The sequence below is a fragment of the Gordonia sp. CPCC 205515 genome (assembly GCF_048537925.1).
Classification (GTDB): Bacteria; Actinomycetota; Actinomycetes; order Mycobacteriales; family Mycobacteriaceae; genus Gordonia.
In genome coordinates this window covers 122,103-147,046 of record NZ_JBCLVJ010000010.1, presented here as the reverse complement: position 1 = coordinate 147,046, position 24,944 = coordinate 122,103, and the positions used below count along the sequence as shown (strand labels likewise).

The 24,944-nt window shown below is 64.5% G+C and carries 22 protein-coding genes; 9 read left to right on the top strand and 13 right to left on the bottom strand.

Translation table 11 applies throughout. The features are described from left to right. Positions 1-92 precede the first annotated feature (92 nt). The 5 genes from gabT to AAFP30_RS15660 all read left to right on the top strand — a co-directional run bounded on the left by gabT (position 93) and on the right by AAFP30_RS15660 (position 6,470). Positions 93-1,442, top strand: a complete 1,350-nt coding sequence (gabT, locus tag AAFP30_RS15680) for a 4-aminobutyrate--2-oxoglutarate transaminase (protein WP_419230886.1) — start codon at positions 93-95, stop codon at positions 1,440-1,442. A 23-nt stretch (positions 1,443-1,465) separates the two neighbouring features. Continuing rightward, a complete protein-coding gene (locus tag AAFP30_RS15675) occupies positions 1,466-3,397 on the top strand; it encodes a primary-amine oxidase (RefSeq protein ID WP_419230885.1) in 1,932 nt (643 codons plus the stop codon). 29 nt (positions 3,398-3,426) lie between these two features. Continuing rightward, complete coding sequence (locus AAFP30_RS15670) at positions 3,427-4,902, top strand: NAD-dependent succinate-semialdehyde dehydrogenase (protein WP_419230884.1); 1,476 nt, start codon at positions 3,427-3,429, stop codon at positions 4,900-4,902. Between the two features lie 81 nt (positions 4,903-4,983). Beyond that, the gene (locus AAFP30_RS15665; protein WP_419230883.1) at positions 4,984-5,547 is read left to right on the top strand and encodes a YdcF family protein; all 564 of its coding nucleotides are present in this window, start codon (positions 4,984-4,986) and stop codon (positions 5,545-5,547) included. A 113-nt stretch (positions 5,548-5,660) separates the two neighbouring features. Beyond that, the gene (locus AAFP30_RS15660) at positions 5,661-6,470 is read left to right on the top strand and encodes a hypothetical protein (protein WP_419230882.1); all 810 of its coding nucleotides are present in this window, start codon (positions 5,661-5,663) and stop codon (positions 6,468-6,470) included. A 51-nt stretch (positions 6,471-6,521) separates the two neighbouring features. Here the strand turns inward: AAFP30_RS15660 and AAFP30_RS15655 are convergent, their stop codons facing one another. Next, positions 6,522-7,685 (bottom strand): acyl-CoA dehydrogenase, encoded by a 1,164-nt coding sequence (locus AAFP30_RS15655; protein ID WP_419230881.1) that lies wholly within the window; start codon positions 7,683-7,685, stop codon positions 6,522-6,524. Between the two features lie 99 nt (positions 7,686-7,784). After that, positions 7,785-8,477 (bottom strand): TetR family transcriptional regulator, encoded by a 693-nt coding sequence (locus AAFP30_RS15650; RefSeq protein ID WP_419230880.1) that lies wholly within the window; start codon positions 8,475-8,477, stop codon positions 7,785-7,787. Between the two features lie 112 nt (positions 8,478-8,589). Between AAFP30_RS15650 and AAFP30_RS15645 the strand changes: the two genes are divergently transcribed. After that, positions 8,590-9,636 (top strand): hypothetical protein, encoded by a 1,047-nt coding sequence (locus AAFP30_RS15645; protein WP_419230879.1) that lies wholly within the window; start codon positions 8,590-8,592, stop codon positions 9,634-9,636. Further along, a complete protein-coding gene (locus tag AAFP30_RS15640) occupies positions 9,633-10,688 on the top strand; it encodes a hypothetical protein (RefSeq protein WP_419230878.1) in 1,056 nt (351 codons plus the stop codon). Before AAFP30_RS15645 ends, AAFP30_RS15640 begins: the two co-directional genes overlap by 4 nt. A gap of 3 nt (positions 10,689-10,691) precedes the next feature. Here the strand turns inward: AAFP30_RS15640 and AAFP30_RS15635 are convergent, their stop codons facing one another. Then, positions 10,692-12,371 carry an AMP-binding protein gene (locus AAFP30_RS15635; protein WP_419230877.1) on the bottom strand — a complete coding sequence of 560 codons (1,680 nt, stop codon included), beginning with the start codon at positions 12,369-12,371 and terminating at the stop codon, positions 10,692-10,694. A 133-nt stretch (positions 12,372-12,504) separates the two neighbouring features. Here AAFP30_RS15635 and AAFP30_RS15630 point away from each other — a divergent pair, with 133 nt between their 5' ends. Both AAFP30_RS15630 and AAFP30_RS15625 read left to right on the top strand, forming a co-directional pair. After that, the gene (locus tag AAFP30_RS15630) at positions 12,505-13,350 is read left to right on the top strand and encodes a LuxR C-terminal-related transcriptional regulator (protein ID WP_419230876.1); all 846 of its coding nucleotides are present in this window, start codon (positions 12,505-12,507) and stop codon (positions 13,348-13,350) included. A 53-nt stretch (positions 13,351-13,403) separates the two neighbouring features. Then, positions 13,404-15,428 carry an acyl-CoA dehydrogenase gene (locus tag AAFP30_RS15625; RefSeq protein WP_419230875.1) on the top strand — a complete coding sequence of 675 codons (2,025 nt, stop codon included), beginning with the start codon at positions 13,404-13,406 and terminating at the stop codon, positions 15,426-15,428. Here the strand turns inward: AAFP30_RS15625 and AAFP30_RS15620 are convergent. The 10 genes from AAFP30_RS15620 to AAFP30_RS15575 all read right to left on the bottom strand — a co-directional run bounded on the left by AAFP30_RS15620 (position 15,425) and on the right by AAFP30_RS15575 (position 24,728). Beyond that, positions 15,425-16,000, bottom strand: coding sequence for a DUF3093 domain-containing protein (locus tag AAFP30_RS15620; protein WP_419230874.1), 576 nt, complete (start codon positions 15,998-16,000; stop codon positions 15,425-15,427). The two genes, AAFP30_RS15625 and AAFP30_RS15620, sit on opposite strands and share 4 nt — an antisense overlap. After that, a complete protein-coding gene (locus tag AAFP30_RS15615; protein WP_419230873.1) occupies positions 15,997-16,401 on the bottom strand; it encodes a hypothetical protein in 405 nt (134 codons plus the stop codon). The genes AAFP30_RS15620 and AAFP30_RS15615 overlap by 4 nt, the downstream gene beginning before the upstream one ends. Next, positions 16,388-17,095, bottom strand: coding sequence for a hypothetical protein (locus AAFP30_RS15610; protein ID WP_419230871.1), 708 nt, complete (start codon positions 17,093-17,095; stop codon positions 16,388-16,390). The genes AAFP30_RS15615 and AAFP30_RS15610 overlap by 14 nt, the downstream gene beginning before the upstream one ends. A 52-nt stretch (positions 17,096-17,147) precedes the next feature. Next, positions 17,148-17,972, bottom strand: coding sequence for a nitrilase-related carbon-nitrogen hydrolase (locus AAFP30_RS15605; RefSeq protein ID WP_419230870.1), 825 nt, complete (start codon positions 17,970-17,972; stop codon positions 17,148-17,150). Beyond that, complete coding sequence (locus tag AAFP30_RS15600; RefSeq protein WP_419230869.1) at positions 17,969-19,084, bottom strand: ester cyclase; 1,116 nt, start codon at positions 19,082-19,084, stop codon at positions 17,969-17,971. Before AAFP30_RS15600 ends, AAFP30_RS15605 begins: the two co-directional genes overlap by 4 nt. A 118-nt stretch (positions 19,085-19,202) precedes the next feature. Then, positions 19,203-20,534, bottom strand: coding sequence for a histidinol dehydrogenase (gene hisD, locus AAFP30_RS15595; RefSeq protein WP_419230868.1), 1,332 nt, complete (start codon positions 20,532-20,534; stop codon positions 19,203-19,205). Positions 20,535-20,583: 49 nt separating this feature from the next. Then, positions 20,584-21,585, bottom strand: coding sequence for an ABC transporter substrate-binding protein (locus AAFP30_RS15590; protein ID WP_419230867.1), 1,002 nt, complete (start codon positions 21,583-21,585; stop codon positions 20,584-20,586). Positions 21,586-21,592: 7 nt separating this feature from the next. Next, the gene (locus AAFP30_RS15585) at positions 21,593-22,618 is read right to left on the bottom strand and encodes an ABC transporter permease (RefSeq protein ID WP_419230866.1); all 1,026 of its coding nucleotides are present in this window, start codon (positions 22,616-22,618) and stop codon (positions 21,593-21,595) included. Between the two features lie 59 nt (positions 22,619-22,677). Beyond that, positions 22,678-23,442, bottom strand: a complete 765-nt coding sequence (locus AAFP30_RS15580; RefSeq protein ID WP_419230865.1) for an ATP-binding cassette domain-containing protein — start codon at positions 23,440-23,442, stop codon at positions 22,678-22,680. Between the two features lie 284 nt (positions 23,443-23,726). Then, a complete protein-coding gene (locus AAFP30_RS15575) occupies positions 23,727-24,728 on the bottom strand; it encodes a LacI family DNA-binding transcriptional regulator (RefSeq protein ID WP_419230864.1) in 1,002 nt (333 codons plus the stop codon). Positions 24,729-24,944: the final 216 nt, after the last annotated feature.

Genomic DNA, 24,944 nt, shown 5'->3' with positions numbered 1-24,944 from the left:
GCGCCATCGCTCAATACCTGGACAAGTTGTCAGGTCACCTCGGAGTCGTCGACGGCGAACACTGGGGTCAGCGTCGAGTGAGGAGAACCGCGATGACCACTACTCTCAGCTACCGCCTGCCGCAGAAGCGCAACCTGGTCACCGAACTGCCGGGTCCGCAATCAACCGCCCTCGCCAAACGTCGGCAGGCTGCGGTCCCGGCGGCCATCGGGTCGAGCGCACCCGTCTACGCCGCCGACTGCGACGGCGGCATCATCGTCGACGTCGACGGCAACTCGCTCATCGACCTCGGCTCCGGCATCGCGGTGACCACCGTCGGCGCATGCAACCCGGCGGTTGCCGAAGCCGTTGCCGCCCAGGCGCATCACTTCACCCACACCTGCTTCATGGTGACCCCGTACGAGGGGTACGTCGCGGTCGCCGAGAAACTGAACGCACTCACGCCCGGCGACTTCGAGAAACGCACCGGCCTCTTCAATTCCGGCGCCGAGGCCGTGGAGAACGCGGTGAAGATCGCGCGCCTGGCGACCGGGCGCAACGGGATCGTGGCATTCGATCACGCCTACCACGGCCGCACCAACCTGACGATGGCGCTGACCGCGAAAACCATGCCCTACAAGCACAATTTCGGGCCCTTCGCACCCGAGGTGTATCGGATGCCGATGAGCTACCCGTTCCGCGACTCGTTCGGGGTCGACGGCGTGTCCGCAGCGCAGCAGGCGATCTCGATGATCGACAAGCAGATTGCCGCCGACAGCGTGGCCGCGGTGATCATCGAACCCATCCAGGGTGAGGGCGGATTCATCGTTCCTGCACCGGGTTTCCTGCCCACGCTGGCCGACTGGTGCCACGACAACGGCGTGGTGTTCATCGCCGACGAAGTGCAGGCCGGATTCTGCCGCACCGGATCATGGTTCGCGTGCGAGCATGAGAACGTGGTCCCCGACCTGATCACCATGGCCAAGGGCATCGCCGGCGGCATGCCGTTGGCCGCGGTCACCGGACGCGCCGACCTGATGGACGCAGTCCACGTCGGCGGACTGGGCGGCACCTACGGCGGCAATCCCGTGGCGTGCGCCGCGGCACTCGCCGCACTCGACCAGATGACCGAGCTCGATCTGGCCGGACGCGCCAAGCACATCGGCGACATCATCACCGAAAAACTCACCGCCACCGCCGAATCGCTGGGTGCACAGAATCCGATCGGTGAGATCCGGGGCCGCGGCGGCATGATCGCCGTCGAACTGGTCACCCCGGGCACCATCGAACCGGATGCCAACCGCGCGAAATCTGCTGCCGCCTACGCATTCTCGAAAGGCGTTATCGCCCTGACGTGCGGCACCTACGGCAACATCCTGCGGCTGCTCCCACCGCTGGTGATCGACGACGACCTGCTCAATGAAGCACTCGACATCCTCGGCGACGCGATCGCCGCGGGCTGACCCTTCCGGAAGGAGATTGTTCGATGCCTGACACCTTCTATCCGCTCGATCCCCTGACCTCCGACGAATTCCGTTCGGTCACTGCGCTCCTCAAGGCCGACCAAGGAGTTGGCGAGGGCTGGCGGATCGCCTCGATCGAGCTCGTCGAGCCGAGCAAGGCGCAACTCGCCACGTTCGACGCCGACGGCACCGTGCCACCGCGGCGGGCGGTTGTCATCTGCCTCAACTCGGGGGAAAACAAGACCTACAAGTCGTTCGTCTCGCTGACCGACAGCACCGTCGAGTCGTTCGAGCACATCCCCGACGTGCAGGCGAACTTCACCGTCGACGAGTTCGAAGAGTGCGACCGCGTCTTGCGAGCGCACCCCGAAGTGCAAGCGGCACTGGCCCGTCGCGGCATCACCGATCTTGACAAGGTGTTCATGGACACCTGGACCTACGGCGGTGCGGTGATTCCTGACGAGTTCCGCGGACGACGACTCGGCTGGTCGGACACCTGGGTCAAGGATGCCGACGGATCGAATCCGTACGCGAATCCCGTTGCGGGACTGCACTGTGTGATCGATGTCAACACGATGGAACTGTTGCGCATCGAGGACTCGGGCGGCTTCGAGCAGCCCGAGGTGATGGGCGAGTATGTGCCGCGCCATATTCCGGAGCGCATCCGGGAGACGTTCCGGCGTCCGCCACTCAAGCCGCTGGATATCACCCAGCCCGAAGGGCCGTCGTTCACCCTCGAGGGCAACAAGCTCGAGTGGCAGAACTGGTCGCTGCGGGTGGGGTTCAACTATCGCGAGGGCATGACGCTGCACGCGATCAGTTACACCGATGGTGGCGTCAAACGGTCGGTGGCGCATCGCCTCTCGTTTGCCGAAATGGTGGTCCCCTACCGTGATCACTCCGAGGATCACTACCGCCGTACCGCCTTCGACATTGGCGAGTGGGGTCTCGGATTCATGACCGTCTCACTGGAGTTGGGCTGCGACTGCCTCGGCGAGATCCGCTACCTGGATGCGGTGCTGCACAACAGCGCCGGCGAACCGTACACCATCACCAACGCGGTCTGTATCCACGAGGAAGACAACGCCGTCCTGTGGAAACACGTCGATCACGACGCCGGCGCCGAGGTCCGCCGCATGCGCCGGCTGACGGTGAGTTCACATGTGACCGTGGCGAATTACGAGTACCTCGTGTATTGGCGCTTCTATCAGGACGGCAACATCGAGTGCGAGGTGCGGGCCACGGGCATCATGGTGACGACCCCGATGCCGCCCGGACACACGTCGAATCCACACGGTACGACGGTGGACAACCGCACGTATGCACCGTTCCACCAACACTTCCTGGTCGCCCGGCTCGATCTCGACGTCGACGGCACCGACAACACGGTGTTCGCGTCGGAGACGGTCGCCGAGCCGATGGGTCCTGGCAATCCACTCGGATTGTCGCTGGTGCAGGAGAACACTGCGCTGCGCACCGAAGCAGAAGGCATGCAGGACATGAACTTCGCCACCCAGCGGGCATGGAAGGTGGTCAACACCAACAAGACCACCCCGCTGGGCCTACACCCCGCGTACAAACTGGTGCCGACCGGCGCGTTCCCGGCGATGTTCGACCCCGCCTCCCCGATCTTCCAGCGCGCCACCGTGATCGGCCACACCGTGTGGGTGACACCGAACAGCCCGGAAGAGCGTTGGCCGGCAGGAGAATTCGTCAACCAGTCGGACCACGACACCGGTCTGGGCGAATGGACCAAGGCCAACCGCCCGATCGAGAACACCGACGTCGTCGTCTGGTACACCTTCGGCATCCACCACATCACCCGACCCGAGGACTGGCCGGTGATGCCTGCCGACACCGTCTCGTTCTGGCTCAAGCCCTTTGGGTTCTTCGACCGCAACCCAGCACTCGACGTCGAGCCCTCCCCCGGTTCGCACGAATGCCACCACGACTGACACCCACCCCGACACAAGGAACTTCACGCATGAGCACCAAGACCAAAGACGTCCTCGACCCTCAAGCCGTCCTCGACGGCATCCCGACCGGCCTCTGGATCAACGGCGAATCGACACCGTCGTCGTCCGGTAAGACATTTCCCGTCTACGACCCGGCCACCGAGGAACCCCTTGTCTCCGTGGCGGATGCGACCGAAGAGGACGCCCGCACCGCTCTTGACAAGGCGTGCGCCGTCGCGGACGACTGGGCCGCTACCGCACCCCGCGAACGCGGCGAGATCCTGCGTCGTACCTTCGAGTTGCTGACTGCCCGCGCCGACGAACTCGCCATGCTGATGACCCTCGAACTCGGCCGCGCCTTGCCGGACAGCGCCGCAGAAACCAAGTACGGCACCGAGTTCCTACGTTGGTTCGCCGAGGAGGCGGTGCGGATCAGCGGACGATTCACCACCTCGCCGGCGGGCACTGGCCGAATCCTGGTGTCACATGCGCCCGTTGGACCGTCGTTGGCCATCACGCCGTGGAACTTCCCGTTAGCGATGGGCACGCGCAAGATCGGGCCCGCGTTGGCGGCGGGCAACGTGATGCTGGTCAAGCCGGCCCACGAGACACCGCTGACCATGCTGGCTCTGGCCGAGGCGTTCGCGGAGGCCGGTCTGCCACCGGGGGTGCTGTCAGTGCTGCCGACCAGCACATCGAGCAAGGTCAGCACCGCGATCATCACCGACGACCGCATCCGCAAGATCAGCTTCACCGGCTCCACTCCGGTCGGCCAAACCCTGATGGGGCAGGCCGCCGAGCGCGTGCAGCGGACCTCGATGGAGCTCGGCGGCAACGCACCGTTCCTGGTGTTCGACGACGCCGACATCGATGCCGCGGTCGACGGTGCGTTCGCCGCGAAGATGCGCAACGGCGGCGAGGCCTGCACCGCAGCCAACCGGTTCCTCGTCCAGTCGAGTGTGGCCGAGGAGTTCACCACCACGCTCACCGAGAAGATGGCCGCGATGCGGTTGGGTCCCGGTTACGAGCAGGGCGTCACGCTGGGGCCGCTGGTCAGCGCGAAACAGCGCGACAAGGTGGCCGAACTGGTCGACGGCGCGATCTCCGACGGCGCGCGAGTCAAGTTGGGCGGCAAGGTTCCCGAGGGCAAGGGATTCTTCTATCCGGCGACGGTGCTCGATCAGGTCGACGCCTACGCCTCGATCACCCGCGAGGAGATCTTCGGCCCGGTGGCCGTCGTCAGCTCGTTCGAGTCCGAGGCCGACGCCATCAAGGCCGCCAACTCCACCGAGTACGGGCTCGCGGCGTACTTCTACAGCCGCGACCTCGAACGCTGCATGCGCGTCGCCGGCGGCTTGGACTCCGGCATGGTCGGCGTCAACCGCGGAGTGATCTCCGACGTCGCCGCCCCGTTCGGCGGCGTCAAGCAGTCCGGCATCGGTCGTGAAGGTGGCAGCGAGGGTATCGAGGAGTACCTGTCCGTCAAATACATCGCACTCACCTGACACGCGCCCAGACCTACTCTCCTCGACCGGGAGTTCGGTAAGCATCGCGAAGAACCTGCAACTTGAGTAGACTCTCGCACCATGCGCATCAGGATTCTCGTGGTACTTGCGGCGCTGGTCACCGCGTTGGGACTGGTTGCCGCCCCCGCACGGGCCGACAACGGCAGCCTCGACCTGGGCAGCGCCGGCAGTTCCGACCTGCTGTCGCCCAACAGTCTGTTCCTCTGGCAAAGCCCGGGCCAGCGCTACATCGTCGTGCTCGGCGCCAAGATGGGGACCTTCGGCCAGACGCCGGCGATCCTCGAGCAGCGGATGAACGTCGCCGCGAGTCTGGCGCTGAGCCACCCGTTCAACCGAATGGTCGTATCGGGCGGTAACACCTGGTGGCTCCCGGTGTCCGAGGCTCAGTTCATGAATCTCGGTCTCCTACGCCGCGGTGTTCCGATGTGGCAGATGGTCAACGAGGGTCGGTCGCTCAGCACCGTCCAGAACGCGAGCTACACGGTGGGCATGCTCAAGGCAATGGGCGCCTCTGGCGCGCTCATCGTCACCAACGGCTTCCACATGCCCCGCGCGCTGAAGGATTTCCGCGACGCCGCCCGCAAGCAGGGTGCACGTCTGGAGTTCCGCCCCGCCTACGCCTGACCCACTCAGAAACAACGCCTGTCGTCAGAAACACGTGACATGCCACGTGTTTCTGACAACAGGCGTTGTTTGTGATCGCCGGGGACGGGGCCATGCAACCAATAGACCTCGTCGTGCGTCCAACCCTCATGGACAGGTTCACGACTCTGACCGGTGCGATGAACCGCGCCGAGTTGCTCGCCGGCGGATATGCCGACCATGAGATCCGGGCTGCGGTGCGCGCGGGGGTGCTGTCGGTGTTGGCGCCGGGTGTACTCATCCGGCCGGAACTCCTCGACGGCACACCGGAGCAACGCCATGGCGAACTCGCCGTGGCCTGGGCCCGTCGCTCGGCCAAACCCGGGCGTCCGCTTGCCCTGGTCTCGGCAGCGGCGGTGCACGGGCTGCCGGTGTGGGGTCTGAACACGTCCCGGGTGGTGCTCACCGACGCCGATCTCGGCCCCGGGTCGAGATCGACCGGAGTGGTGCGTCTGTTGAGCGATTCCCGTCCGCCGGCGGTCACGGTGGTGCGCGGTGTCTTGGTGCAGTCGCCCGCACGCGTCGTCGTCGAGTTCAACGGCCTGGCCGAGTCGGTGCTCGAATCGCGAAGCCGCATCATGATCCTCGACGCCGAACTACCCGCCCCAGAACTGCAGGTCGAGTTCTTCGACCGGTGGGGGCGACTGATCGCGCGAGTCGACTTCTACTGGCGTCGGCACCGCGTGGTCGGTGAGTGCAACGGATTGAAGAAGTACAAGGGAGACGATGGTGTCGGACGAGTGCTCTACGAGAAGGATCGGTCAGACAAGCTGATCGAGCACGGCGAGTGGCCCATCAACTGGGGATGGAAGGATCTTGACCAGCCCAAGAAACTCGTCGCGCGACTCAAGACCAGGTTGGCTATCTCCGGAACAGACACAACGCCTGTCGCTGAACACAAGTGACGGGACACTTGCGTCTGGCGACAGGCGTTGTTCCTGGCGGTCAGGACCGAGTCAGCGCAGCAGTGCGCGACTCATGACCACGCGCTGAATCTGGTTGGTGCCCTCGTAGATCTGGGTGATCTTGGCGTCGCGCATCATCCGCTCGACGGGGAAGTCGCGAGTGTAGCCGGCGCCGCCGAAGAGCTGCACGGCGTCGGTGGTGACCTCCATGGCGACGTCGGAGGCGAAACACTTCGACGCCGAGGAGATGAAGCCGAGGTTCTTCTCGCCGCGCTCGGCACGGGCGGCCGAGGTGTAGACCATCAGTCGGGCGGCCTCGACCTTCATCGCCATGTCGGCGATCATGAACTCGACACCCTGGAACGACGCGATCGGCTTGCCGAATTGCTTGCGGTCCTTGACATATTCGATCGCCTTGTCGAGCGCACCCTGTGCGATGCCGACAGCCTGGGCGCCGATGGTCGGGCGGGTGTGGTCAAGGGTCTGCAGCGCAGTCTTGAAGCCGGTGCCCTCGTCGCCGATGATGCGGTCCTCAGGAATGGTGCACTCTTCGAAATACAGTTCGGCCGTGGGGGATCCCTTGATGCCGAGCTTCTTCTCCAGCGGCCCGACGGTGAAGCCGGGATCGTCCTTGTGCACCATGAACGCCGAAATTCCGCTGGCGCCCTTCTCCGGATCGGTCACGGCCATCACGGTGTACCAGGTTGACTTGCCGCCGTTGGTGATCCAGCACTTGGAGCCGTTGAGCACCCAGTTGCTGCCGTCCTTGCGGGCGCGGGTCTTCATGCCCGCGGCGTCGGAGCCGGCCTCGCGCTCGGACAGCGCGTAGGACGCCATCGCCTCACCGGAGGCAATCGACGGCAGCACCTGCTGCTTGAGTTCGTCGGAGCCGTTGAGGATCAGGCCCATGGTGCCGAGCTTGTTGACCGCCGGGATCAACGACGACGACGCACACACCCGCGCCACCTCTTCGATCACGATGCACGCAGCAACCGAGTCGGCACCCTGGCCGTCGTACTGGTCGGGCACGTGGATGGCGTTGAAGCCGGAGGCGACGAGCGCGTCGAGGGCTTCCTGCGGGAACCGCGACTTCTCATCGACGTCGGCGGCGTGCGGCTCGATCTCCTTCTCGGAGAGAGCGCGGATCGCCTCGCGGAGCGCCACATGCTCCTCCGGCAGCTCGAACACGTTGAAATCAGGATTACCGAAGCCCATCATCACTCCTCACGGCACTGCGTGCCAGTTTCATTGATATCTCCAGTTCAGCACGGCACTCAGTGCCATGTCAACCACTGAGTGTCACCGATCACCTCTTCAGTGTCCCTGTTTCCGCTGCTCGGCGCGCAGTTGTTCGCCGACTAGTCGCCCGACTTCCTCGGCCGGCGTGCCCGGCGGGTACGTCACCACGGCCACGGCCGGCAGTTCACCAACAGCGGCCACGGCACTCAGTGCCGTCCGGATGCGGGAGAGTTCGGCGCGCAGTCGTTCCAGGGTCGCCTGCTTGTCGCCCCGGATCATCGAACGCAGCAGATAATTGTGCGCGCCGGTGATGGCCGCTGCATAGGCGACGATGCGCACCCGCGATTCGTCCGGCCGCACCCTGCGCAGATAGTCCTCGAACAACCGCTGATAGCGGTAGGTCGTGACGAGCTCCCGCTCCCGCAGTGCGGGCACCTGCTGCACCACCCGCAGCCGTCGGATCGCGAGGTCGCGGATGGCCAGAAAATGGACAAAGACCAGTTCAGCAGACTCACACACGGCAACCCATGGGTCGCCGGAGTCGGCGTCGAGCTGCGCTTCCACCTGATGCAAGAGGGTTTCGTGGTCGGCGAAGATGACGTCTTCCTTGGAGCCGAACTGCCGGAAGAACGTGCGCCGGGAGATACCCGCGGCCGACGCGATCTGTTCGACGGTCGTCGATTCGTAGCCACTGTCGGCGAAGAGTCGGATCGACTCGGTGACCACGCGCATCCGAAAGTCGTCGCCGGCGCTGTCACTGGGTGCCATGCGCTCAGTATGGCCGACGGGCCTCCCGCATGCTGCCGGTCGGCAGGAACATCGGCGCCCTGGCCCGCATCCAACCATCAAGACCACGACGAGATGAGCGAAAGAACCGAGGATGCGCAGCGCGAATCGCCCCGACGAGCAGGCCAACACCGAGTGGGTACCGTGCGCCACCGGCCTGCTGCCCGCCGATATCGTCCGGCGCCGCCGGCTGTCCGACGATGCGCTCGTCGGGCGAATGTCCCGCGCCTCCTACTACGGCCTCACCACCACGTGGTGGATGATGGGCGTCATCGTGTTGTCGATCATCACCCCGGTGCTGGTCACCTCCGGTGTGCCGCGCAACCGGGGCGACTGGACCGCACTCGGACAACTCCTCGTCATCGGCTTCTTCTGCATCGCGTTCGTCGTGTGGGGAGCGACACGGGTGCGCGGTCGGCGGCCTCTCGACATCGAACTTCCAGAAGGCACAACGATTTTCGCTGATTCAGGCGCCAGCTGGATCGGCGTCGGCTACCGCGGCTGCTATACGGGGGTGAGCCGAGGACACGGCCGCACACGCCACATCGCCGACGTCGCCGTGATCTCCGCCGACGGTAGCCGACTACTGGTACCCAACGAATTGACCGACACCACAACGCCTTCCGAACCGATCCGGGCACCACAACCGAATGCGGTCAACACTCACCTTATCGCCGACGACAAACTCACCGCCCGACTGACATCCGCGTTCCGCCGCCACCCCGGGCTCAGTCTCGCTACCACCGTCCTGATCGCCTACGTACCAGTCACTCTGGGCGCTGTGCGCGCACAGTCCGGATCATTCGACGTGACCGACATCGCTGCGGTCACCACGATCGCCGGCATCGGCCTCGCGATGATCGCCTATCAGGTGATCATCGGCATGCCACGGCGCAACCGGCGCCTGGTGCCGCCCGGGACACCCATCGCCGCCGAGTTCGGGCCGGAGCAGATCGGCGTTCGACTGGGTGAACGCACCGAAATCATCAGTACCGCAACCATCCGGCGCGCCCACGTCCGGTGCGGCACCCTGCAGATCTCCTCGGCCCGCCGGCTGTTCACGATGACGATCCCGCTCGAGCTGGTGCCCGATGAGACCATCGCCCACCTGCGGGAACGCTACGGAAAGAACGCCCGATGAATCTCCCTACCAACGTCATTCGTACCCGCTGTGTCGCCACCAAGCAGACCAACATCGCTATGTCGCAGGCGATGGCCTCGCGCTACACGTGGCTGTGGCGGAGCCGCGTGTGGCTTATCCTCGCCGCGCCGACCTTCAGCTACCTGTATGCAATGATCACCATGGGCGATGCGCTGCTCACCGCGGGCAAGTTGTTCTACCTCGGCCCGCCGGTGATGATCGCGATTCTCGGTCTTGCACTGCACTTTATGAAACCGTGGCGGTGGCGCTACCTGATCCCGTTGGGCACCGAGCTGTCCGCCGAGTTCGGCCCGGACTGGGTCGGCATCGGCTGGGCCGATAACCACACCACCATCTCGTTCCCGCAGATCCGGCGGGTCGAGAAGTCCGACAGGGCATTACGCGTCGTCGGCGACAGCGTGGTGATGGTGTTTCCGGACCAACTCGTTCCGCCACAGGTCGCGGCGAGCCTGCTGGCCTGGTTCGGCCCAGGCGACCAACACGAACGACCCATCCCCATGCCGCAGAGCGTGTCCCGACGTCCCCAACGCCCCGACGGCGTCATCCGCACCTACGCCATCGTCGATGCCGGTCTGCCCGATCGTCTCACGGAGGCGGTACGAAAGAACCAGATGATGCCGCGGATGGTGTTGTTGGCGCTGGTCCCCGCGCTGGCGATGATCCCGCTCGGCATTTCCGGTGCCCGCAGCCTCGAATCGTTACTGGTGGCCGTCGGCTTGGGTGTGACGATTTCCGTGATGGCAGTGTATTTCGTGTGCATCCGTAGCCCGAAGCGGTTCGGCGAGCTCGTCCGCCCGGGCGAGCAGATCTCTGCGGATTTCGGCCCCGATGTCATCACCGTACGACTCGGTGGCCACAGCCAGTCGATGCCGGTTGCGGCCATCACTGCGGTCGCGCGCACCGGGCACGCCTTATCACTGCGCGGCGACGGTGGCGGCCGGCGGATGGCGGCGCACATGATCATTCCCGACGAGCTCGTACCACCGCAGGTGGGCGAACAGTTGTTGCGGCGCTTCGGTTCCCCGCGCTGAGTGCTAATCCATTTCGGCCTGCTTGCGCAGCTCGAACTTGAGTACCTTCCCGGTGGAGGTCCGGGGCAGATCGTCGGCGAAGACGATGTCGCGGGGGATCTTGTATCCCGCCAACAGCTTCCGGGCATGCTCGATGAGGTCGTCGGCGGTCAGTTCGGCACCCGGCTTGCGCAGCACGTAGGCGCGTGGACGCTCTCCCCACTTCTCGTCCGGCACGCCGACGACGGCCACGTCGAGCACCGAATCATGGCTCACCAGAGCCTGTTCCACCTCGATGGTGGAGATGTTCTCGCCGCCGGAGATGATGATGTCCTTGGCGCGGTCGCGGAGCTGGATGTAGCCGTCGGGGTGCATCACCCCCAGATCGCCGGTGTGAAACCAGCCGCCGGCGAACGCTTCTCGGGTGGCGTCGGGGTCCTTGAAATAGCCTGCCATGACGTTGTTCCCGCGTAACACGATCTCGCCCATGGTCTCGGCGTCGGCGGGTACGTCGACGAGCGGCAGTGTGCCCTGTTCGACGACGCGCGCATCCTCGGCCTGCACCATACCGACACCCTGCCGCGACAGTTTGGTTGCGCGGTCGGCGGGCGTGAGATCATCCCAGGCGTCCTGGTATTCACAGATTGTGTAGGGGCCGTACACCTCGGTGAGTCCGTACACGTGAACGACGGTGACGCCGAGTGCTTCGAGTTGCCCGATCACCGTCGGCGACGGGGGTGCACCGGCAGTGGTGATGTGCAGCGGCCGGTCGAGTCGGTGTGCGCGTGGCGATCCCGCGATGGTGGTGCAGACGGTCGGCGCGCCACACAGGTGGGTGACGCCGAGGTTGTCGATGGCGTCCCACACCGCATCGCCGCGGACCGCGCGCAGACAGATGTGGGTGGCCGACGCCTGGGTCACCGCCCACGGGGTGCACCAGCCGTTGCAGTGGAACATCGGTAGCGTCCACAGGTACTGAGAGTCGCCGGTGAACTGGTTGTGGAACGTCTCGCCGAACGAGTTGAGGTAGGCACCTCGGTGGGTGTACATGACGCCCTTGGGTTTTCCGGTGGTGCCCGACGTGTAGTTGATGGTGATCACCCGGTCCTCGTCGTCGACGGTCCACGGGAGCGGTGTCCGATCGAGGTCGTCGGCGAGAGCGAGAAAGTCCGGATAGGTCTGGAGGCCGGAAATCCCCGCGGCGTCGACTGATTCGGGGACGGTGCCGAACTCGGCGTCGGTGATCTCGACATAGGTTGTCAGATCGGGCAGTTCGTCGGCGATGAGCGACACGGTGTGGCGGAACTCGGCGTCGAAGAACAACGTGGTGACGCCGGCGTGCTGCAAGATGTAGACGAGTTCGGGGCCGGCCAGTCGCGAGTTCAACGCCACCAGCACGCCGCCGGCCAACGGCACCGCGTAGTGCGCGACGAGCATCTCGGGGATGTTGGGTGCGAGGTAGGCGACCCGCTCACCCGGCCTGATGCGGCTGCGCAGGACGCGGGCCAGCCGTTGGGTTTCGTCGGCGAATTGGGTATAGGTGGCGCGTCGGTCCCCGTAGATGATGGCGGTACGGTCACCAAAGACCTCGGCGGAGCGCTCGAGGAAGCGCAGCGGGGTGAGTTCGGAGCGATTGGCCAGGCCGAAATCGGCGCGGCCGAACTCCGCAAACGGGTCGCCGGTGGTGGTGTCGGTGAGAGTCATCGTCTGCTCCGAGGGTTGTGCCGCGGCCGGGTGACCGCGCTTGAGGTTGTCGGTCCTCCACGCTATGGATCACACTAGAGGCCGGCCACCCCCGAGAAGGGGTGGTTGGCGACGATCACCGAGGAGAACATCGATGCGCACGATGCGTCCGGACGACGCCGACGCTGTGCGCGCCGAACTGCGCGAGACCGGCCGCGTCACCGGCTTACCGGTGCTGTTCGGTGGGGTCATCGAGAACAATGACCTGGTGCTGTCCGGCTTCGTCGGCACCCGCAGCTCGGTGCTGCGTAACCTGCTGATCAGCGCAGAATGCGGGCTGGGTGGGCGTGCGATCGCCGAACGACGGCCCGGCGCGGTCACCAACTACGCGCACTCCACCGAGATCACCCACGAGTACGACCGTCAGGTCGCCGGCGAGGGCATCGAGTCGCTGCTCGCGGTGCCGGCAGTGGTCGGCGGCCGCACCCGCGCGGTGCTCTACGGCGGTCTGCGCAGCGTCGTCGAGTTCGGCGACACCACGTTCACCCAGATGGTTGCCGCCGCCCGCCGACTCGCGCGCGAGATCGACGTGCGCGACGAGGTCGACCGACGAGTGCGGGTCCTCGACACCGCACAGGTCGGATCGGGCACCGTGTCACCGGCGGTGTCCGAAGGCATCATCGAGAGCTACCTCGCCCTGCGGGCAATAGCCGATCAGACCACCGATCCTGCTCTTGCCGAACAACTTCGGAACATCGAGCAGCGGTTGCGTGGTTTGGGTTCGACGCTGGCAGCAGCGCCGACGGTGTCGTTGTCGGCTCGGGAAACCGATGTGCTCGCCCACCTCGCCCTCGGGTGCCCGAACGCCGAGATCGCCGAGCGCCTGGGTCTGCGCACCGAGACAGTCCGCGGCTACGTCGGCAATCTGATGGGCAAACTCGAAGTACGCAACCGTCGCGAAGCGGTCGTCGAAGCGCGACGGCAAGGCCTGCTGCCCTGAACCCGAACCAGGAAACCGTCGGGAAGCGGGCGCCGAGTCCGTAACGTGGAGCCATGGCCACGCCCACCACCCAGAGTTCCGCAGGTTCCGACGCCGTCACCGACGACCCCGAGGCAGTCGTTCCGCCGACAGATGATCTCTCCGACGACGAGCGTGCACTGCTCGTCGACAACCTCCGCTTCGTCCTCGACGGCCGTTGGCGCGCGATCCGCGACAACGTACGCGAACAATCCAACCGCGCGGACCTGCTGCCCGATCCGAGCCTGACACTCGACGAGGCGCGCGCCCGGATTCTGGAGGTGATGCGGGAACTGTCGTCGAACGGCTTCGCGAGCGCCGGATTCGCCACCGACCACGGCGGCACCGGCGACGTCGGCGCCTCCATCACCGCCATCGAGATGCTCGGCTATGCCGACCTGTCGCTGATGGTGAAAGCCGGTGTGCAGTGGGGACTTTTCGGCGGCGCGGTGGAGAATCTCGGTACCGAACGTCACCACAAGCGCTACGTCTCCGACATCATCGACCTCGACCTGCTCGGCTGCTTCGCGATGACCGAGACCGGGCACGGATCCAACGTGCAGGCACTGGAGACCACCGCCACCTACGACGCGGAAACCCAAGAGTTCGTGGTCAATTCGCCGACGCCGTCGGCACGCAAGGACTACATCGGCGGCGCCGCGCAGCACGCACGGGTGGCGGCGGTGTTCGCGCAGCTGGTGACCACCGGACCCGGCGAGGACGCCCAAAGTTACGGCGTGCATTGCTTTGTGGTGCCGATCCGCGACGACGATGGCAACGACCTGCCCGGCGTGACCACCAGCGACTGCGGTTACAAGGGCGGCCTGGCCGGTGTCGACAACGGCCGCATCATGTTCGACAACGTGCGCATCCCGGCAGAGAATTTGCTGAACCGGTACGCCGATGTCGCCGAGGACGGCACCTATTCGTCGCCGATCGAGAACTCCAACCGCCGCTTCTTCACCATGCTGGGCACGCTAATTCGCGGTCGGGTCAGTGTGGCGGCGACCGCTGGCGCCGCGGGCCGCAAGGCGTTGACCCTGGCCACGCGCTACGGACTGATCCGCAAACAGTTCGAGGCACCCGACGCCGACGACGAGATCCTCGTCATGGATTACCTGGGTCATCAGCGGAAGTTGTTGCCGCTCATCGCGAAATCGTATGCGATCGCGTGTGCACAGAACGAGATCACTGCGGAGTTGCACGAGGTGCAGTCGCCCTCCGGTGATGCCGACGCCGCGCGGCAGCGGCAATTGGAAAGCGACGCAGCCGGATTGAAGGCGTACTCCACCTGGCATGCCTCGCACGCGATCAACATCAGCCGCGAAGCGTGCGGCGGCGCCGGCTATCTCGATGAGAACCAGGTGTCGATCATGCGCGGCGACATCGACGTGTTCACTACCTTCGAGGGCGACAACACCGTCCTCACCCAGCTCGTCGCCAAAGAACTTCTCTCCGCGTATGCCGATGATGTGCAAGGCCTTTCGACCACGGGATGGGTGCGGTTCATCGCCGGGATGGCGCGCGATGTCGTCGTGGAGAAGACCGCGGTCCGGCAGGTGGTGCAGACGCTGCTCGAGGGCTCCGACGAGGACACCGAGAAGTCGAATCTGACCAACCGCGGCACGCAGATCCGGTTGTTCCGCAACCGCGAGGACCACCTCGTCCGGACCTGCGCCCAACGGCTGCGCAAGGCCCTCGACGACGAGAACGATGCCTTCGAGGTGTTCAACAACGCGCAGGATCATCTGCTCAAGGTGGGGCAGGCACGCACCGAACGGATGGTCCTCGAGTCGTTCATCCAGGTGATCAACGACTGCGATTCGCGGGCTGCTGCACAGGTTCTCGGGAAGGTGTGCGACCTGTTCGTCTACTCCGCGCTCGAGGCCGACCTGTCGTGGTTCCTGATGCACCGGCACGTGTCGGTGGAGCGGGCCAAGGCGATTCGACGCGGCGTCAACGAATTGTGCCTCGAACTGCGGCCGCACGCGCGGACGCTGGTCGACGCGTTCGGAATTCCGGAGGAGCTACTGACGGCGCCGATGCTGGAGCACGGCTAGTCTTTGCGGCCCCGGGGTGGCAGGCCCATCTGCACCGCCTGATGCGCTTCGGTCAGTTCGGTGCGGAAGCGCTCGACGTCGCGGGCCCAGGCCTGCGCGATGGTGCCGTCGGCGAGTTTCACGCCCACGCCCTTGCGTCGTCGGGGCACCGCGGGGAGCTCCCCGAGGGCGCGGGCGCTCTCCCAGTCCTGATGTTCCGGTGAGTTGTTCGCCGGGTAGATCTTTGCGATGTCGGCGAGCGGGAGGCGTCGGGTGCCCTGCTGCAGTGTGGTCTCGGTGAGGCGGACGCTGACGTGGGTGCGGGCCGCTTTCACCTGGACGAACGAGAAGCCCGTGAGGATGAGCCCGAAGATGGCGAGCACGAGCCAGTGCACCTGGCCAGGGCCGGAGATCTCCATCGCCAGCACCGCCCCGATCAGAATCGGTCCGATGAGGACCACCCACCAACTGCCGCCGGGTTCGGCGAACAGCACCTCCCCCTCGTCGACGGGTTCAGCGGGTGGTTGCTCCTGCGCGGCGGGGCGGTCCAGTTCGTCGTCGGGCTCGGAGGTGGGGTCGGTCGCGTCGCTCATTTCTTCTGCGGCGTCTCGGTGTACCAGGCCTCCGAGTCGGGCCGGAACGCGAGCAACGACCCGACGAGACCGACCAACGCCACGAGCAGCGCGATCGCGAAGATCGGGTAGACGAATCCGATGATCACCAGCATGATCACCACGACCAACGTCAGCGCGGCCAGCGACGACCGCCAGCGCGCATCCCCGGTGAACGCCTTGCTGCCCATCAGCACGTAGGCGCCGCCGACCGCGGCGATGATCACGCCGATGCCGACCGGCCCCAGGGTGGGTCCGGAAGTGAAGATCCCGAGCACGATCGCCAGCACGCCGAGTGCGATCAGCAACGCTCCCGAAATGACCCAGCACCGGTAGGCCCAGACGACGAGTTTGGGTCGCGTCGCGTGGTCAGGAGTCTCCACGTGTCTGATTTCCTTCGTTCGGCTGCGATCGGTCGGTGCTGTGCGGGTCGTACGGCCCGTTCTGCTGCCCGCCACCATACGGCCACTGACCCGGCCCCGGCGGGTACCCGGGTCCCTGCGGCGGATACCCCGGCCCCGGCGGATACCCGGGTCCGGATCCGTACGGCGGTGGTCCGACAGGGTAGCGCGGAGCGGCGCGGTAGGTGGCCATGTCGCGGCAATACTGTTCGGATTCGCGACGTAGCAACGCCACCGACGCGCCGATCCCGGCGACACCGCTGAGCACCATCGGGATCATCACCCAGGCCGGCTCGGTGTGACCGAACAGCGCGAACACCAGGTTGACCGCCATGAACACGCCCATCGCGGCGGTGATCACACGCGCCCAGTTGTAGCCGATGCGGGTGAACCAGACGACGGCGACGGAGATCGCGGTCAGTGCGACGCCCAGGGTGACGAGCACGATGATCAGCGTCGTCGACGAGTTGAGGGTGTCGAGCTGTTCTTTGGGGGTGTCGGCGGGCAGCTCCCGAATCTGACGCAACCACGAGTCACGCAGTGTCGGGTATTGACCGACGAATGCCACGAGTTGGCCGAGGATCACCACTATCCACAGTTCGGTGGCGATGGAGACGGAATCGGGGCGTTCGGGCTTGGTGCCCGGCTGCGGCGCCGTGGGGCTCGGTGCGCTCATGGGGTCCAGGGTAGTGAATGGATCGATAGCGCCTACTAGGACGATCAGGCGCTCACACCAGTGAGGCGGGATATCCTGCATCAACGGCGTAGACATCCGGGCGTCGGTCGGCAAATGCGTCGGCGGAGGTCGCCAGCTTCTTAGATCGCGCCACGGACAGATCGCAGTCGGCGACGACACATCCGGCGAGATCGCGGCCGATCACCCACCCGTCAGTACCGATGATTGTCGTTCCAGCGGTCCATTGTTGACCCCGCTCGACGCCGGTGCGATCCGTGCAGGCAACGAAGACGCCATTCATGCGGGCCGTGGCCATCGCCATGATTTGCTCGGCCGGACGCTCCCCTGCCGGTGTCGACATCAGCGGCCAGTTGACCGGAGCGGCGAACAGATCGGCGCCGGCCAGGGCAGCGGCACGCGTGAACTCGGGGAACTCGAGGTCGTAACAGATCATGATTGCCAGGCGACCATGCGTGGTCTCGACCAAGAGCGGAGGCCGGTCGCCGGGAGTGAAGATCAGTTTCTCGCGATCCCACAGGTGACATTTCCGGTACACCCCGCGAACGCCGGTCCGGTCAACGACGGCCGCGGAATTGAACACGCGTCCGTCGGGCGACAACTCGCAGAAGCCGACGACCACCGTTGCTGACCCGGCGACCGCAGACCATCGAGACAGCGCCTGGTGGTCCGAGGGGACTGCCAGCCGTAGGGCCTCTACGTGCGAATCGAAGACATAGCCCGAGGTCGCGAGTTCGGGTAACACGATGATGTCTGCGCCCGCCGCCACCGCTTCGGTTATAGCGGATTCGATGCGGGAACAGTTCGCCTCGAACTCGCCGATCTGCGGTGCCAGCGGGACGCAGACAATACGGGTCACGGGATCAGTGAGGTCTCGTCGTCGCGCAGCAGCTGCGCCAACACGTCGAACTCGTTGAAGAGGTTCCACTCCTCGACGATCTGCCGATCCTTCACGTACAGCTGGGAGATACCCCATATGTGTGCACGCCGGCCAGTCGGCTTGCCGTACAACGCGTACCCCCGGTGAGTGCCGGCACCCACCCAGCGCACCATCACCCGATAGCCGTCGGCGTCGTTGCCCATCCAGTACACCTCGTCAACGGCGACACCGAGATCGGGGAACGTCGACAGCAGGCTGCGAGCAAACGCACGCACGTCACCACGTCCACGGCCCACACGGTTGGTGGTGCCGTTCCACAGCACCGCCGGGCCGTACGCGCGATCGATCGCGCTCAGGTCTCGACGGTTGAAGACGTTGTGCCACAGGGAGCGCACCATGTGCTCGATGTCGAAATCGACACCTTCCGGCGCAGCCGGATAGGGCATGGGCTTGCGTCCGCCGACGAGTCGGTCAACCTCGGTGAGGTCTCGTTCACTCAGCGGAGCGAGTCCGCCTTCGTTGCCGAACGTCCGCGCCGCTTCCACCACGTCGAGTCCCAGTCCCGCAAGCTTGGCTGCCGTGTTGTACAGCACCCACTCCTCGACGATCTCGTTCTCCTGCACGAGGCAGTTGGCGATGACCCAGGTGTCGAGCTTGCGCCCGGTCGGCGGACCCCAGCGCCATGGGCCGGTGTGGTGGCCGGTGTTGATCGCGCGGTGGCTGGTGACGAAGCCCTGCTCGTCGTTGCCGGCCCAGATCACGTCATCGGCGTAGTGCCGCATATCGGGAAATGCGTTGATGGAGTGCAGGGTTCCCTCGACCAACGCTTCAACTCCGTACTGGAGTCCGCTGTCGGTGTGCAGGCGGCAACCGGGCGAGTAGGTGTCATAGATGTAGCCGACATCCTGGTCTTCCCAGATGCGATGCGTGATGCGCACAATGTAATCGACGATGTCGACGTAAGTGTCCTCGAATCCACGCATCAACTGTCGACGGTCGCCCGTCGGATAATCGACCGTGTCGGCACCGTTTCCTTGCCGCAGCGCGATCGCGAAATCCGTAGGCATGACGCGCCCAGACGATTCCGACATCTTCGACTCCTTCGCAGCCGGTGTTGTGCTGGATGCGCGAACATCGGCATCCGACATCGACGTCCCTATCGTGGCACTCTCGGTATCGACGGCGGGAGCGGTTCCGTTCTTTCCCATGTCAGACATCCTCACGTCCGTGGTAGGCCTCCAGGCGGATCGTCGCCGTGGCCTCGTGCGCGGCCATTCCCTCGTACTGCGAAATGGTTTCCACCGCTTCAGCTGCGGCCGGTGTCGCATCGCGCGAGACTCGCTGGTATGTCAGTGGTTTCAGGTATCTCGACACAGACAGACCCGCGCTGTGGCGCGCGCCGCCCGCCGTGGGCAAGACGTGGTTGGTGCCGGCCATGCCCTTGTCGGAGTAGGCGACCGTGCTCCACGGCCCCAGGAAGATCGAGCCGTAGTTGCGGAGATTCTCGTGGTAGTAGTCATCGTCGGCGGTCTGGATCTCCAGGTGTTCCGGAGCCAAGTCGTCCATGAGCGCGATCGCTGTCTCGCGATCCTGCGCCCAGGTCACCGACCCATAGTCACGCCACGCAGGACCTGCGATGTCACTGGTCTTGAGTTCCTGAAGCTGCGTCTCCGCGGCCGCCACCACTTCACGCGCCAGGGCTTCGGACGTGGTCACCAGAGCAGCCGGCGACTCGATCCCGTGCTCGGCCTGCCCAAGCAGATCGGCGGCGACGGTGGCGGGATCTGCCGTTTCATCGGCGATGACCGCAACCTCGGACGGTCCCGCGAGCAGATCGATGGCAACGGTGCCGAACAACTGGCGCTTCGCTTCAGCGACGTACGCGTTGCCGGCACCCACCAGCATGTCGACCGGATGGTCGCCCAGCAGGCCGAATGCCATGGCCGCCAGTGCCTGGACGCCGCCGAGCACGAATACTCGGTCTGCGCCGGAGAGGTGTGCGGCGTAGAGCACTGCGGGATCGGCGCTACCGTCGCGGCGCGGCGGCGTGCACGCGATAACGGTATCGACGCCGGCCACCTTTGCCACACCGACCGTCATGAAGGCACCGGCCAGAAGCGGGAATCGACCCGCCGGCACGTATGCGCCGACACGTTCAATCGGCACATAACGCTGGCCGGTGACCAGTCCCGGAGCAAGTTCCATCTCGAAATCGACCAGATGGGAACGTGTTTCGCGTGCGAAGGACTTCGTCCGCTCCGACCCGAGTTCCAAAGCCGCGCGGAGTTCTTCCGACAGCAGATCTCCCGACTTCGCCAGGTCTGAAGCAGTCAGCTCGAAATCCGCTGACTCGAAGCCGTCGAGATCGCGGGCGTATCGGCGCACCGCATCGATTCCGTCGGCCTCAATCGTGGAAAGCATCTGCGACACCGTTTCGATGACCTTGGGGTCACGTTGCGCCTCAGGACGATCCAGTGCGGGTGTCTTGATGTGGCGGTACTTGCCGTCGAGTTCAGCGAGACGGGCTGGGGTGAACTTCATTTCCTTCTTCCTATTTCGGGATAAATGTGTCGTGCTACCGGCGACGCGGTCAGCAATGGGTTTTGTAGAGGTGTGCCTTGACTTCCGGCGTATCCATGTTCTGCGGTGTTGCGATCGCGAAAGTAGGCTTCTGATCCCTCGGCACCGTTTCACCTCGTATCGCTGCTGCCGCCGAATCGATGCCCAACCGACCCGCTTCGATCGGATCCTGCAGAACGGTCGCTTCGATCTGTCCGGCGTGAAGCGCTTCGATGATGGGGTCGGAGACGTCGAAACCGACCAGCTTCACCTTGCCGGTTTTGCCGACTTCACGGAGTCCGGTGATCGCACCAGCCGTGTTGTTCGTCGACTGAGCGTAGACCCCTTTGAGATTCGGGTTCGATGTGGCCATTGTCGCCGCGATCTGCGCTGCCTTCGATTGGGAATTCTCTGTGTACTGCACGCCGATGAAGTTGATTCCGGGGTGCTTCTTGATGGCATCTTCGAAGCCGGCTCGCCTGGCCTCGGCGACGACCGACCCCGAGGCACTGTCGAGATCGACGACGTCACCGTGACCGCCGATCAACTCGGCCATCTTTTCTCCGGCGAGTTGACCACCACGGTAGTTGTCGGACTCGATGTTGGTCATCGCAATCGACTTGTCGGTGAGGTCACCATCAATGGTGATCACCTTGATGCCATCACGTTTGGCCTGCAGCAACGGTGCGATCATGGCCTTGGGGCTGGTGACGGCAACCATGATCGCTGCGGGATGACTGGCCGTGACGGCTTCGACGACCTGTGTCTGCAAGGGCACGGAGAACTCGGCGGCCCCCTGCGTCGCGTATTCAATACCCTGTTTCTTTGCCTCGGCCGCGGCTCCACAGGAAACGCTGGTGTAGAACGGATTACCGGTCAATCCCGGAATATAGACCACACGCTTGCCATGCGGATCGTTCTCGGGAGTGGCCGAGGACTCTCCTCCGCACCCGGTGATGCCGATGGCCATCGCGCCCGCTAGAGCGAGGACGATCGCCCCCTTACCACGGCGGAAAGTATTGCGCTGGTTCATTATCAGGTCACCTCCCGGCGCGATCGCGGCTGCGTCGCTTGAGCTGATCGATGTACACCGCGAGGATCAGGATGAAGCCGATCGCGACCTGCTGCCAGAAGGGCTGCACGTTGATGATGGTGAAACCATTGATCAGCATGGTCGAGATGAAGATACCGATGACGGCGCCACCGACGGTGCCTACGCCACCGAACAGACTGATTCCGCCCAACACAACACCAGTGATCACGGCGATGAAGTCGGTGGTATGCCCGGAAAGCGTTGTGGTGTCGAATCGTATCAGCGACAGCATGCCCGCCAGGCCCGCCAGCATTCCGCTCATTGCGTAGAGCTTGATCAGGTGACGGTCCACATTGATGCCTGCACGACGCGCAGCCTCTTCGTTGGAACCTACGACATAGGTATGACGTCCGAATCGGGTGACCGCCAGCACCACACCACCGATGATCACGACGATGATCGCCACCCAGATGAGGGGGCTGACACCCAGAATATGACTGGTCGTCAGCGAGATGAGCGACGAGGGCAGATCGCTGATGTCATTGCCATCCACCAACAAGTTGGCAAGTCCCAGTACCGCACCGAGCGTTCCGAGTGTGGTGATGAGGGCGGGCACCCGCAGCTTTGTGATGCAGAGACCATTGAAGATGCCCCAGCCGAGTCCGCATGCCAGGGCAACCGCGACACCGACGACGATGGTCATCGCGTTGTCGGTGCCCATGGCCGTCATGGTCTTGGCCGCGGCGACGTTGGCGAACACCAGGACCGAGCCGATCGAGAGGTCGATGCCCCCGGCCACCATCACGTATGTCACTCCGACCGCGAGCACGAGCAGTGTCGAGCCGTCCATGAAGATGTTCCGAACGTTCGCGAGCGTCGGAAAGGCATTGGGCGCCAACACCGAGAAGGCGATGAACAGCAGGACCATGACTCCGAACATGTACACCGGAGTGGAGGACTTGAGCTGACGCAGCAGGTGGGTCCTCCGGGAGATCGACGAGGTCCCCGAACTCGGGAAGTCAGCTGTTGCCATTGCCTTGGATGGACTTTCGACTTGAGCTTTCGTCGTGGTCGATTCATTGATAATACTCATCACGCAGCTCCGTCCAGTGCGCCGGTCATTGCGCCGACGAGATCGTCGACATCACAGTCTTTGGCAACCAGGTCGGCCACCCGACGCCCCATGCGGAGCACTTGCACTCGATCAGCGACTTCGAGAACCTCCGGCATGTTGTGGCTGATCAACACGACCGCGATACCGGTGTCGGCAACACGTCGGATCAGGTCGAGTACCTTGCGGGTCTGCACCACGCCGAGCGCAGCGGTCGGCTCATCCATGAAGACCAGGTGTTTTGCCCACATCGCAGATCGGCAGATGGCCACGGACTGGCGCTGCCCGCCGGACAGGGTCGCGATCGGAGCGTCGAGATCTTTCAGATCGGTGCCCAGCGAATGAAACGCCTCGGCAGCCTGGCTCCGCATCGAGCGCTTGTCCAGCACTCCCAGTCGGCCGAGGATGCCAGGCTTGAGCAGCTCGCGACCGATGTAGGCGTTGTCGGCGGCACTCAACTCCGGTGCGAGTGCCAGGTCCTGATAGACGGTCTCGATGCCCAGTTCTCTCGCGTGGAGCGGGGAACTGATGGTCGTCGGCTTGCCATTGATCAACAGCTCACCGCCGTCGGGCTGCACAACGCCCGAGAGAGTCTTGACGAGAGTGCTCTTGCCGGCGCCGTTGTCACCGATCAGAGCCGTGACCTCGCCCGGCTGGACGGTGAAATCCACGCCTCGCAGCACGTCGACGTGGCCATAGCTCTTACAGAGGCCGCGAGCCTCGAGTAACGGGGTTGTCGTGGTCAACTGACCCACCTTTCGATTACACACCCTGGCGGGTGTGACCTGCCGCCGGCCTGAGGCCTGGCGCATCAGCAGAGTTTTCGCGGGACGCCATCACAGTGTCATGAATCTTGTGACTGCCGTCTCACCGCTGAGTGTATACGTATGAATTAAAACAAGCAAGATCGATGCAGAAGAATATGCAAGTCATGAAAAGTGCTGTTACACAGTACTTTTGGGATACCAATCAGCTATTGGCTAGCAAGATCTGGATGAACATACGGATATTCGTGATGGGCAGAACCGGGTCAGGAACACGGGACGGCAGTGGTCCCACGGACGATCAGAGACGGCACCATGACCTCACGTTGCGGCTGATCGTCGGCCTGCGCGCCGAGGCGTCGCACGAGCAGTCGCGCCGCCGAGACCGCCATGTCGGACAGGTCGTAGGCGACAGTCGTCAGGCGAAAAGCCTCCCACGAGGCCATCGGGATGTCGTCGAACCCGACGATGCTCACGTCGCCGGGAACACGGGCGCCCGCCCCGACCGCAGCGTTGAGTGCCCCTATGGCGACCACGTCGTTGCCACAGAACACGGCTGTCGGCGGATTCGCCATGTCGAGAAAGCGCTGCATCTCGGCATGTCCGGTGTCGAAATCAAACGGCCCGTGAGCCGTCAAAGCCACCGGGATCGCGATTCCTGCTTCCGCGAGGGCGAAGCGAAATCCCAGCTCACGATCGCGCCCAGTGCTTGTGTCCTCGGGTCCGAAGATTCCGGCAATTCGCCGGTGACCGAGCTCGACCAAGTGGTCGGCGGCCATCTTGCCGCCGAGTTCGTTGTCGACAACTGCCGCGTCATCCAGGCCCGATCCCGACTCACGATTGAGGCATACAAATGGCACCCCACGTCGCGTCAGTTCTGACGGAAGCCGAGACCCTAGCGTCGTTGTCAGCAATACGACACCGTCAACTGATCCATCAACCAGGTGCTCGACGGCGGTGAGACTGTCGGTGCGCTCGGCGAACACCATGATCCGGTAGCCGTGTTTCTCCAACTCGTCGTGCAACGGACCGACCAGCTGCGGATAGAACGGATTCGTCAGATCGGTAACCACGATGCCAATTCGCCTGGTCATCCGGGTCACGAGACTGCGGCCCGCCTCACTCGGCACATATCCCAGAGCATCCGCAGCCTCAGCAACACGAAGTCGTGTCGCTTCCGCGACCCGAGTATCTCCGCGCAGCGCGCGAGACACCGTCGGTTGGGAAACGCCCGCCAGTCGGGCTACATCGCGACTCGTGACGCTCATTCATCCTCCATTGCCGAGGCCTGCACGCGAATAAATACGGGCGGCACCACCAGGGTACCGGGCGCAGCGCCCGCCGCCGACAGGCCAGCCAATTCCTGGATAGTAGTGCGGCCAAAATTCCTGCACTGGCGGGTTTTCAGGGGCTACCGTGGCTGCGCACGCGGATTCGGGGGTTGACACCTGAGGTGCACCGGATGCAGAATGCATACGTATAAA